This window comes from Salinibacillus xinjiangensis (genome assembly GCF_009649735.1).
Classification (GTDB): Bacteria; Bacillota; Bacilli; order Bacillales; family Alkalibacillaceae; genus Salinibacillus; species Salinibacillus xinjiangensis.
The window spans coordinates 96075-108204 of record NZ_WJNH01000005.1 but is presented as its reverse complement, the minus strand read 5'-3'; the positions used below and the strand labels follow the sequence as shown (position 1 = coordinate 108204).

Genomic DNA, 12130 nt, shown 5'->3' with positions numbered 1-12130 from the left:
GGAGGGACAAACTATCTTACATTCGTCTGAAAGGAAGCTTTCGTTTTACTCTACCATCTGCCGGGATACTCTCTCGTTGTTTTCTTGCTATATCAGGAACATCTGTGAAAATGGCAGTACATCCTAGCTTATAGCACCTCACCATATGGGCAGGTCGGTTAACCGTATAAACTCGCAAATCAATGTTCTTTGCTTGACATTCTTCAACTAGTTGAGGAGTGAGCACTCGGTACTTTACATGAACACCAGAGGCTCCAATTGACTGGACAAAGCTCGTTAGCCCTCGCATCTTATTGGAAGTCAAAAAGGCCGTTTGGGCATTAGGATCAATTCTCTGCATTCTTTTTATGCTGCGATCATTAAAGCTAGAGAAAACCGTACGTTCTAATAGCCCGTACTCTTTAACCATCTCATAGACAATATTTTCTAAATGTTTATAATCAATGATATTATTTTTAAATTCTAAATTTAATTGTAATGATTGCGGTGAAATCCATTCTAACAGTTTTTTTAATGTTACAATGGGTGTATTAGCGTACGTTTCGGAAAACCAAGCTCCTGCGTCCAGCTGTTCTAATTCCTGTAATGTGTAATCTTGGACAAAACCTGTACCATTGGTTGTTCGTCTAACATTTTCATCATGGATCAAAACGGGAATATTGTCCTTGGTAAGCTGGACATCCGTTTCAATTCCGTTTGCTTTCATTTCATTTGCAAGCTGAAAAGCAGGCATCGTGTTTTCAGGAGCGTAGCGACTAGCGCCACGGTGTGCAATAATTTTGGTTTTCACGATTCCACCCCTTTCCTAAACTCTTTATAGATTGTGGAAGATTTGATGTGAAAAGTCAATATAAATTTCGTGCTTTTAGAAAGTGTCATTTAAAGTATAAAAATAGCATCGACTTTCGCCATTGTTTACGAAAAGTTGTGTTGTTCAAAAAGGAGAGACATTTTATGAAAAAGTGGCAAACAAAGGAAGAATTAATTGAACTCCTTTGTTCTTTAGTTGATTATCCGAGCATAACAGAATCAGATGCAGAAATCGCTATTGTACAATACATACACCATTTGCTTTCTGAAAGGACCTATTTTCAACAAAATCCTAAACAACTAGCTCTTCACCCCTTAGATGATGGAAGGCAATTATTGACTGCTCTTGTAAAATCGAAAAAACCTACGAAAGATACGATTGTATTGGTTAGCCACATTGATGTGGTGGATGTTGAGGATTATGGATCGTTTATGAATCTTGCTTTTCATCCTAAAGAATTAACGCGAGAATTTCATAAGAATATTCATAATTTACCAGAGGATGCCCAGAATGATATCAGGCAGGGTGAATGGTTGTTTGGTAGAGGGACGATGGACATGAAAGCAGGTCTCACACTACAATTAAATGCCTTAGAAAAAGCCATGGATGGTAACTTTGATGGCAATCTTCTGTTATTAGTTGTACCTGATGAGGAAGCGAACTCCTCTGGTATGCTCGCTGCCATCCCAGTGCTAAACAAATTAAAGGAAGAAGAAAACCTTACCTATTCAGCTTGTTTAAATAGTGAACCTATGTTTCGGAAACATCCTGGTGATGAAAACTCTTATATGTATATGGGTTCAATAGGTAAAGTATTACCTGGCTTTTATTGCTACGGTAAGGAAACTCACGTCGGGGAGCCGTTTGGTGGAGTTAATGCCAATGTGATGGTTAGTTATTTAAATCAAGAATTAGAGTTACAAGAATCTTTTATAGAAAAAGTAGGAGAGGAAACTACTCCACCTCCTGTTAGTTTAATGAATCGTGACTTAAAGGAAAAGTATTCAGTACAAACACCGATTTCTGCCATTTCTATGTACAATGTCTTATTTATGAAACAAAGCATCTCAGACATTACTGAAAAGCTGTTATCTGCAGCGGAAAAGGCAACCAAACGAATTGAACATCATTATAAACAAAAGGCTGGACTGTTCTCTGAAAAGGCTAATATTGATTATGAATCTGAAGTAAAGGTTCGTGTCATGCTGTATGAGGATTTGTATAAGGAAGCGGTTAGGAGAGTTGGAGAACAAGAGGTTGATAGACGGCAAAAACTATTAATCAATAATCGGGATGAGGGAGACCGAGATTTTTCTACATTATTAGTTCAGGATTTGGCACTGCTTTGTAAGGACTTAGCACCGATGATGATTTTGTTTTATAGTCCGCCTTTTTATCCGTCAGTTTCCTCTAAGGAAAATGACATGATCCAAAATGTGTTAGGGAATGCGCAATCAAAGTTAAAAGAGCGTCATCAAATGGACTTAGAGTTAGTAGAATTCTTTCCAGGGCTTTCTGATTTAAGCTTTATCGGTCCTATGACATCGAAACAAAAAACTCGGTTATTACAACAAAACATGCCAATTGATCAAAAGGGATACACATTGGACACCGACGCGTTAAAAGCCATTACGATGCCAATTTTAAATATTGGCCCACTAGGCAAGGACGCCCATCAATGGACGGAACGATTAGAGCTTAACTATTCCTATGAAATCGTACCAGAAATTTTAGAGGAAGCGATTCAGGATATCTTTCGGCATAGTAGGAAATAAGAAATAAATATATGAAATGACAAAAATGAAAAGAAAAGGTAAAATAAGAGAATGAATACTCATTCATTTTTGTCTGGAGGCGCGCTCTAATGATTAAAACAGAAAATGTTTTTCAATTGACAGTTCCAACCCCATACCCAGTTGGGGATGTTCATATGTATGTATTAAAAGGAGATACCCTAAGTTTGATTGATGCTGGTGTAAATACGGCTGAGGCTTGGGAAGGGATAAAAGATCAGCTAAAGGCGATTGGCTATCAGGTAACAGACATTGAGCAGTTGATTTTGACCCATCATCATCCCGATCACATCGGCCTGGTTGATCGCTTTGATCACGTAGAAAATATTTATGGACATCAACTCGTTCAGCCATGGCTTACCCATGATCAAGCTTATTTTAATCGGTATCAGCAATTTTTTGAACAGCTATATGAGGATTGTGGGGTGCCAGACCAATTTCGTGCGTTATTAAAGTCGTTGATTGTAGAAAAATATTTATCAGGAAAAAGCAGCTTAACTGATTTTTTAAAGGAAGGGGATGCTCTACCAGGTCATGAGGATTGGCAGGTTTTAGAAACACCTGGCCATGCACAGAGTCATTTATCTTTTTATCACTCAGGTCATCATAGTCTGTTGGCTGGGGATCACGTATTGGCACATATCTCATCTAACCCCTTACTTGAGCCACCTAGTCAAGAGGGAGAGTCTCGCCCTAAACCGTTGTTACAATATCGAGATTCGATGACGAAATTGCTAAATTATGAAATTGATCAGGTGTATCCTGGCCATGGTGAACTGTTTCATAGGGTAAATCATTTAATTCGTGACCGGATTAAAAAACAGGAGGCCCGCGCGGAAAAAGTCTATCGTTTTTTAGCGGAAGGACCTTTAACCGCATATGAAACGTGCCAAAGGCTTTTTCCAAAACAGTATAAAACCCAGTTTGGACTTACGATGTCCGAGACGATTGGTCAGTTAGACTATTTAGAATCTGTTGGTAAGGTGACCGTCGAACAAGTCAAGGACTATTATGTTTATCGACCTAACAAATAGGAGTTTTGTTAAATGATACGCGGAAAAAATATTGTCATTACGGGAGCTTCGAGTGGGATTGGTATGCAGCTGGCTTACCAGGTTTCTCAAGCTGGAGCAACCCCTATTCTTGTCGCAAGATCCCGTGAAAAGTTACAGGAGCTCGTCTCTAATGTAAAAAAACATTTTGCTATCGATGCCTCATACTATGTTTGTGATGTCAGTCAGGAGAACGAGTGGAAAATCACAATGGAACAAATCGTAGAAGATTATGAGCAAATTCATGTACTTGTGAATAATGCAGGCTTTGGTTTGTTTAAACCGGTGACTGAGATGAAGCTTGAGGAATTTGACCAAATGTATCATGTGAATGTGCATGCTTTGATTCAAGCTTCCCACTTTTTTGCTGGTCATATGTTGCATCAAGGTGAAGGACACATTATGAACGTCGCTTCTCAAGCGGGCAAAATGTCCACCCCAAAGGCAGCAGGATATGCCGCGACAAAGCATGCTGTTCTCGGATTTACTCATGGTCTGCGAATGGAAGTGGAGAATGAAGGGATTTTTGTAACAGCCGTTAACTTAGGACCTGTGAAAACAAACTTTTTTAACACAGCTGACCCTGGTGGTGGTTATGCCAAATCGGTCGATAAGTTTATGCTTGACCCAACTGATGTGGCCCAAAAAATGGTGAGTAAGTTGTATCAACCTGTGAGAGAAATCAACCTGCCCTTATGGATGGAGTGGGGGAGTCGTCTTTATAGGCTATTTCCTGGGTTGATGGAGAGTGTGTTGAAAAAACAGTTTCGGAAAAAGTAAGTGGTCTACCGCAGGGATGTGGTGGGGCCTTTTTGGGTGAATGGAGTATATGACGTTTAGGCGAAATCCTTGGCCATAATAATAAACACTCCTGAAATTAGAGAATTGCTTGATTTCAGGAGTGTTTAACATACCAGTTACTAAATTTTCCGCAACTTAATCGTCGTGATTACATGATCTTCTTCTTTCCGTAAAATAATATCTGCTCGATTCTTCGTCGGCTCAATGTTTCTTTCCAGGTTTACACTATTAATATTATTCCATATACTTGTTGCTGTTTTGACCGCTTCCTCATCTGATAAGTTGGCGTAGCGATTGAAATAAGACTTAGGATTGGCGAATGCAGTCGACCTCAGCTTTTTAAAGCGGTTTACATACCAGCGGAGCAAGTCGTTTTCGCTCGCATCTACATAAATGGATAAGTCAAAGAAGTCAGAGACGAACACACTCGGAAGATTTCCTTTGGCAGGCCTTGGTGTCTGCAACACATTAATGCCCTCTACAATGACAATATCAGGCTGTTCGATGGTCTCGTAATAATTCGGTATAATATCATAATATAAGTGCGAGTAGACGGGGACCTTTACCTCTTTGGCACCCGATTTTAATTTAATGAGACAATCCACTAATGCCCTTGTATTGTAGCTTTCCGGAAATCCCTTTCGATTCATCAATCCCTTTTTTTCTAATGTTGCATTTGGGTATAAATATCCGTCTGTCGTAATAATTTCGACTTTCGGATGATTTGGCCACCGAGAGAGCAATGCTTTTATAATTCTTGCTGTAGTACTTTTTCCAACAGCAACACTTCCTGCAACCCCAATAATAAACGGAACTTTATTTGTGTTTTTTCCAAAAAACGTATCCGTAATGGAATGCAGCTGCTGGGACCCCGTAATATAGAGATTAATTAATCGTGTTAAAGGTAAATATATATTGGATACCTCGTCCATCGATAGCTCCTCGTTAACCCCTTGTAGCTCTTGGATTTCCGATTCTGTTAACGTCATCGGTGTATTAAATCGTAGTTTGGCCCATTCCTCTTTGGCAAACGTCATATAGGGTGAGTAATTTTCCATATTCGTACCTCGTTTTTTGTTGTTTGAAAAACTGGCTTGCGCAAACTCGAATGGCGAAAGTCTAAGTTTTTCTTACTATCAACCTATTATAAATGTAAATAATGTTACTATTTATCCATCATAATATAAAATCGTTTATTTCATCAACCAAAATAAATAGCGCTTTCATGAATTGGAAGAAAATACACTTGATAAATCGAACATATATTCGCATAATAGAATTAAAAGGTCTAGGAGCGGATGTGTGATGGGAAATCCAACCATTGATTATAATGCTTTTCCAAAACGAAAAATTCTTTGTATTGATATGAAAAGCTTTTATGCCAGCTGTGCGGCTGTGGCACGGGGGCTTGATCCATTAACCTGTCATTTAGCGGTTGTTGGGAATGTAGAACGACCAGGGAGTGTCATTTTGGCCGCTTCTCCAGCACTAAAACGGGATTTTGGTCTTCGGACAGGAAATCGACTATTCGAGATTCCGGATGACCCTCGGATTGTGGTTGTAACAGCGCAAATGAAAATGTATTTGGAAATATCAGTGGAAATCACCCGGCTTTTTCATCGCTACGTACCTAAGGAATCGATCCATACCTATAGTGTGGATGAAAGCTTTTTGGACATTACCGGAACGGAAAATATATGGGGAGATGCTCATCATTTAGCGAAAAGCATTCAAGATGAGCTGTTGGAAACCTTCCAAATTCCTTCAGCTGTAGGGATTGGTCCTAATATGCTTATGGCAAAGCTATGCTTAGATTTAGATGCGAAAAAACAAGGGATTGCCGAATGGACCTACGATGATATTGAATCCAGGCTTTGGCCTGTTTCGCCCCTAAGTCAGATGTGGGGGATTGGTTCGCGGATGGAGCGAAGATTAAATCGAATGGGAATTCATACTGTCCGACAGCTAGCTAATTACCCGCTTGAAAAGCTGGAGAAAGCCTTTGGTGTTATGGGCAATCAGCTTTATTATCATGCAAATGGTGTGGATTTATCTGAACTAGGAGCCCCCATTTTACAGGGACAAATTAGCTTTGGGAAAAGTCAAATTCTATTGCGGGATTATACGGATCCTGAGGAAGTCCGTTACGTCATTTTAGAAATGTGTGAGGAAGTGGCGAGAAGAGCACGTGAAAGCCACAAAGCGGGTCGTACGGTCAGCCTCGGATTAAGCTATAGTAAAAATGAAGGGGGAGGAGGATTTTATCGCTCCAAAACGATGGATGAACCGACCAATATAACCGCAGATATCTTTGAGGTTTGTATGCAGTTATTTCAGCAGTTTTATGATCAGAAGACGGTAAGAAAAATTTCGATTTCGTTATCCAATGTGATGGAGGATGACTATATGCAACTGAGTCTGTTCGATGGCGACCGCGAGAAAAAGCGAGCCCTAGCCTATACCATGGATGGCATTCGTAATAAATATGGCAGTGCGTCTTTACTTAGGGCGGTGTCGTATACGAAGGCAGGGACGGCTGTTCATCGGAGTGGATTAGTGGGTGGACATTATGCGGAGTAGCCTCTGTTTAAAAGAATTTAACCCTATTTCAACACGTCCTTTCGTGGTAAAATTTAGTTAATAAAAGGAAGGGGGGGAATTCATATGAAAGCAATCATGGCAACAGAATTTGGTGGACCTGACGTTTTAAAATACCTGGATGTCGATGTCCCAACCATACAAAAAGACGAGGTGCTCATAAGTGTAGAAGGGACTAGTGTCAATTTTGCCGATATCAAAGCGAGAAAAGGAAACAAGGGAAAAGGGAATCTACCATTTATTCCCGGCATTGACGTAGCTGGGGTAGTAGAAAAAGTAGGGTCAAACGTAGATACGGTAAAGGAAGGACAGCGTGTCATTGCTTTTCCGAAACAAGGGTCTTATGCTGAGTACGCAGTAGCCAATCAAAACCTAACATTTCGTATTCCGGACCAGCTAGATATTGAGACGGCAATCGCATGTCCCATTGTCTCATTTACTTCCTATCAGCTCTTACACGATGTAGCTAGAATAGAATCGGGGGAAACGGTCTTAATTCATGCTGCAGCCGGTGGAATTGGTACAACAGCTATCCAATTAGCTAAGCTTTTAGGAGCGGGTAAGGTAATTGGAACAGTAGGTAGCGAAGTAAAGATTCCAGTTGCATTAGAGGCTGGAGCTGATCATGTCATTAGTCATGACCATGAGGATTTTGCGCAAAAGGTCAATGAGTTAACCAATGGTGAAGGGGCCAATGTTATCTTAGACTCCATTGCAGGGTGGGTGTCAGAGAAAAGCGTAGCGTGCCTTGCTCCATATGGTCGGTTAGTCCATTTTGGTAATGCCAGCGGAGAGGTAGGCCATTTTCAAACGAAAGATTTACATGCTAGCTGTCGTTCTGTGCTAGGATTTAGCTTTGGCACCACTCGGAAAAAACGTCCACATTTGATTCGCCCAGTAGCAGAAAAAGTAATCCCTTATCTAGCAAATGGTCAGTTAAAAATTAACGTTGGTCGTAGTTTTTCCTTAGCAGAAGCAAAAGAAGCGCAAGAATGGGTAGAAAGTAGACAAAGCACTGGAAAAGTTATATTAAAAGTAAGGAATGATTAGGATGGTTGGTATTGGAATTGGGGAACTACTCATATTGTTTGGGCTCCCCTGGTTTATATATCGAGGGATTGCGTACATAGTAACGAAGAAATTTTCGTTAAAGATAGAAGGAATTAAGGGGCTGTTTTTCCTGTCCATTGTTTTTATATATGGTATGACCATATTTCCATTTCCCTTTTATACCTATCATCACGATTTTTCTGAAGGATACCGTTCTATGAATCTTGTTCCTTTTAAAAGTATCATAGGTTCGTTAAATCATTTTTATTATATGGTGCCGTTGAGGAATATCGTAGGAAACATCCTGTTGTTTGCGCCATTAGGTTTAGCGTTACCATTAAGGTTTGAGATACATAAACTTTGGAAAATAGTCCTAATAGGCTTTTTTACCTCGCTTATCGTAGAACTAATACAACTTATGAGTGCCATACGAGCTTTTGATTTGATGATTTGATTTTGAATACATTAGGGGCTTCAGTGGGCTATTTTTTATTCTTATTAATCAAAAAAATGAATGTGAAAAACGTTACAATTTCGTAAAAAATCAAAACCATTCAGTCGCTTTTCCCTGCTAAAATATGTTAATATTTTCTATAAAAATAACAGGAAGGGATGAAGCAAATGTCTTTAGAAAGCGTAAAAGCTCATTTCAAACAATGGAACAAAGAACAAGATGTGATGGAGTTTGAAACATCCAGTGCGACAGTAGAGCAGGCTGCAGAAACGATTGGAGTTGAACCCGCTCGAATTGCTAAAACGTTATCCTTCAGAGGAAAAGAGGAGCAAGCCATTTTAGTGGTAGCTGCCGGCGATGCAAAAATCGATAATAAAAAATTTCGCAAATCCTTTGGGTTAAAAGCACGTATGCTGAGCCCTGATGAAGTGTTGGAGCAAACAGGGCATGCAGTAGGTGGCGTTTGTCCATTTGGATTGAAAAATGATCTTAATGTTTATTTGGATGAATCTATGAAAAGATTTGACACTCTTTTTCCAGCCTGTGGCAGTACCAATTCTGCCATTGAGTTAACAAAAGAGGAGTTATTTAAGTATTCATTTGCAACAGACTGGGTGGATGTATGTAAAGGGTGGCAAGATGAAAACCTTGATGAAAAGGTTGCTCTTCAACAAGAAAGTCATTAGAAAACGACATAAAACTAAAGTACTATAACAAATATATCTTTTAGTGAATTGGAAAGAAGATTAATTTTTGTCATAATGATACAACGTTAGCCTCCTTGATGGAGCTAGCTAGTCATGGATTGGTCAGTGATTTCATCATTCGACCAGTCCATTTTTTTATAAAAGACTGTAAAGGAAGGCTTTAGTTAACGAGGTTCTTCTAGTGTTATTAGTGATATTTAGATAAAATAGTTAACGGAATATTCTTTTATTGGGGGTGATCCTGCCATGGAAAAAAATGTAAAATCAAATTATTTCCAAAGAGAAAGTAGCTCCAAAATATATATGACCCTTTTATCAATATTAGGTTGGATACTTGTAACATATTGCTTCTTACAACTGCAGCCTATAGAAGATGTTTATATTCTATCATTGATGATTGTGTGTTTAGCACTTGCGTTATATTATCCAATTCCAGTATGGAGAGGACATTCTTCCATTAGCTTTCCAGTTACATATGTGCTGTATTTACTCTATGGATTATCCTATACCTTGGTTATTTTCGCCATTATTATTTTCTGTACTTACGCTCTACGTCGGCATCCTTTTCGTATTGTTTGGTTTAACCCTGCCCAACTTTCGATTAGTTTTTACATTGCGGTGAAAGGTACAGAGTGGATAGCTCCTATTTTGGAGTCCACTTTTGATTCTCCTACCTGGTATGGCATCGCCCATTTCTTATTTCTTTTACTCATTTATTATGGGGTTAATAATCTTTTAGTTGATATTGTATTATTGCTGCGCCCTCAAAAATATACCTTTGAAGTTTGGAAGCATAAAATGGTGATGGAAACCATTGTGGTTGCTATTTCGCTAATTTATGGAATTTCATTTTACATTCTTGGAAGTCAAAATCGTGGTGAAATTGATGTAGTTGCTTTTTTCTTTTTCTTTTCACCCTTAATCGGACTTTCATTACTAAGCTCTGTTATAGCACGTTTGAAAAAGGAAAAAAATCGATTAAAAGCTTTGTTTTCTATTACAGCAGAACTAAACAACATGCTCCCAACCAAGGACTGGTTGAATAAATTAAAAACAAATTTTCGCACCTTTTTAGATGTTGATGCCTGTATACTTTGGATTAAACAAAATGGTGAATGGGTGCGAGGATATGTGGACGGAAATATACAGCCTAATATTTACTTATCCAAAAGTGAGCTTGCGGAGTTCGACCAAGTTAAAGAACCAATCTATTATGAGAATAAAAAGAAGAACTCAGTTATTGCTGCAAAAAGCTTTCACTCGGACATACAAGCTTTTGTCTATACCCCTCTTGTTATTGAAGGGGAGACGCTAGGAATGTTTGTAGTTGGTCGAAGTCGGACGAAAAGTTTTATGAAGGATGATATTCAGTCTATTGCAACGTTAGCCAATCAGTTAGCTGTTGCTATTAAGACAAAATCTCTTATTGAAAAACAAGAGCAATTAATCATTGTAGAGGAGCGTAATCGAATTGCGCGTGAAATACATGATGGGGTAGCACAAACACTTGCTGGGGCCATTATGAAACTAGAAACAGCAGAAAGAAAGTATAGGAGTAATAAGCAAGAAACGTTCATCTTGCTTCAGGATAGTATCCAAAAAATGCGTTTGATATTAAAAGAGGTTCGTGATTCCATCTATGCTTTAAGGCCAAATCCAACTTCAAGGATTACTTTATCCTCTGCTATTATGCAAAAAATCAATTCAATTGAAAATGATCATGATTTGGAAGTCTCCTTTGACATAAGGGGTGAAGAGAAGGAATTAAGCTCTTTAGTCGAGAAAGTAATGTATGAAACCTTTCAAGAAGCTATGCAAAATAGCATTAAACATAGTAGAGCAACAAAAATTCACGTTTTGTTAAGCTATCAAACGGAACATATTTTATTAAAAGTAACAGATAACGGGGTAGGTTTTTCTTTATATCAGGCAATGATTAAAGCACGTAATCACCCTCATTATGGAATACTGAATATAAATGAAGCAGCCGATAAGATAAACGCTTCCTTGCAAATTGATAGTAAAGAAGGTAAGGGGACTGATGTGACATTGACTGTGCCAAGAATGGGACTTGAAGGAGAGGAATTTAATGATCAAAGTGTTATTGGTGGATGATCATGCCGTATTAAGAGATGGTTTGAAAAATATATTGGAGATGGCTGAGGATATTACGGTTGTAGGAGAAGCTGTTTCAGGGGAACAAGCCTTAGAGCAGGTTGAAATGTGTCAACCAGACCTTATTTTAATGGATATTAATATGCCTAGTAAAAACGGGATAGATGCAACGAAAGAGCTTAAGAAGTCTTATCCCACCTTAAAAATTCTTATTTTAACCATGTATAGCCATGACGAATATTTTATGGCAGCCATTCGGGAAGGTGCCGACGGATATTTGTTAAAGGATTCCCCATCAAGTCAGGTTGTAGAGGCTATTCGTGCTTTGTCCAAGGGAGAATCAGTCATCCATCCAACTATGACTAAGAAGCTTTTGTCATTACATCAGCAAAAGGAAGACTCACCAAATGATAATCAGCTGACCGAACGAGAGAAAGAGGTTTTAATTTGTCTTGTAGAGGGGTTGAGTAATAAGGAAATTGGAGAAAGATTATATATCAGCGATAAAACAGTCAAAATTCATGTTAGTAAAATTTTTAAAAAATTAAATGTAAAAAGCCGTTCACAGGTTGTTATTTATGCTGTTCAAAATCAGTTAGTCCCACTTCCTCCAAGTTCATAGGGGGATTTTTTTATTCTTATACTACTTTAGTTGTATGGAAACTAGTACTCTTATATTTAAATTTATGTCCAATGCAGAATGGTGCAGGGATAGAGCCAGGTGAGATAATAAAAATAACCATTTTGAG

The 12130-nt window shown here is 38.6% G+C and carries 11 protein-coding genes; 9 read left to right on the top strand and 2 right to left on the bottom strand.

Translation table 11 applies throughout. The annotated features are described in order from the left end of the window. Window positions 1-16: 16 nt before the first annotated feature. Window positions 17-790: a glycerophosphodiester phosphodiesterase gene (locus GH754_RS09070; RefSeq protein WP_323741938.1), complete on the bottom strand. Its 774-nt coding sequence runs from the start codon at window positions 788-790 to the stop codon at window positions 17-19. Window positions 791-954: 164 nt separating this feature from the next. Between GH754_RS09070 and GH754_RS09065 the strand changes: the two genes are divergently transcribed. The 3 genes from GH754_RS09065 to GH754_RS09055 all read left to right on the top strand — a co-directional run bounded on the left by GH754_RS09065 (window position 955) and on the right by GH754_RS09055 (window position 4436). Further along, complete coding sequence (locus tag GH754_RS09065) at window positions 955-2586, top strand: M20/M25/M40 family metallo-hydrolase (protein ID WP_153728410.1); 1632 nt, start codon at window positions 955-957, stop codon at window positions 2584-2586. Window positions 2587-2675: 89 nt separating this feature from the next. Further along, window positions 2676-3638, top strand: a complete 963-nt coding sequence (locus GH754_RS09060; RefSeq protein ID WP_153728409.1) for an MBL fold metallo-hydrolase — start codon at window positions 2676-2678, stop codon at window positions 3636-3638. Between the two features lie 12 nt (window positions 3639-3650). Further along, on the top strand, window positions 3651-4436 hold the full coding sequence (locus GH754_RS09055; protein ID WP_153728408.1) for an SDR family NAD(P)-dependent oxidoreductase: 786 nt from the start codon (window positions 3651-3653) through the stop codon (window positions 4434-4436). Between the two features lie 140 nt (window positions 4437-4576). Here GH754_RS09055 and coaA read toward each other — a convergent pair whose 3' ends face one another. Next, complete coding sequence (gene coaA / locus GH754_RS09050) at window positions 4577-5515, bottom strand: type I pantothenate kinase (protein ID WP_153728407.1); 939 nt, start codon at window positions 5513-5515, stop codon at window positions 4577-4579. Between the two features lie 247 nt (window positions 5516-5762). On the opposite strand from coaA, the gene GH754_RS09045 reads away from it, so the two are divergent. The 6 genes from GH754_RS09045 (at window position 5763) to GH754_RS09020 (ending at window position 12003) form a co-directional block, all read left to right on the top strand. Next, complete coding sequence (locus GH754_RS09045; protein ID WP_153728406.1) at window positions 5763-7037, top strand: Y-family DNA polymerase; 1275 nt, start codon at window positions 5763-5765, stop codon at window positions 7035-7037. A gap of 84 nt (window positions 7038-7121) precedes the next feature. Then, window positions 7122-8105, top strand: coding sequence for a quinone oxidoreductase family protein (locus GH754_RS09040; protein WP_153728405.1), 984 nt, complete (start codon window positions 7122-7124; stop codon window positions 8103-8105). Window position 8106: 1 nt separating this feature from the next. After that, the gene (locus GH754_RS09035) at window positions 8107-8559 is read left to right on the top strand and encodes a VanZ family protein (RefSeq protein WP_228550205.1); all 453 of its coding nucleotides are present in this window, start codon (window positions 8107-8109) and stop codon (window positions 8557-8559) included. Window positions 8560-8726: 167 nt separating this feature from the next. Further along, the gene (locus GH754_RS09030; RefSeq protein WP_153728404.1) at window positions 8727-9245 is read left to right on the top strand and encodes a YbaK/EbsC family protein; all 519 of its coding nucleotides are present in this window, start codon (window positions 8727-8729) and stop codon (window positions 9243-9245) included. Between the two features lie 267 nt (window positions 9246-9512). Beyond that, complete coding sequence (locus tag GH754_RS09025; RefSeq protein ID WP_153728403.1) at window positions 9513-11381, top strand: GAF domain-containing sensor histidine kinase; 1869 nt, start codon at window positions 9513-9515, stop codon at window positions 11379-11381. Beyond that, window positions 11356-12003 (top strand): response regulator, encoded by a 648-nt coding sequence (locus tag GH754_RS09020; RefSeq protein ID WP_153728402.1) that lies wholly within the window; start codon window positions 11356-11358, stop codon window positions 12001-12003. Before GH754_RS09025 ends, GH754_RS09020 begins: the two co-directional genes overlap by 26 nt. Window positions 12004-12130: the final 127 nt, after the last annotated feature.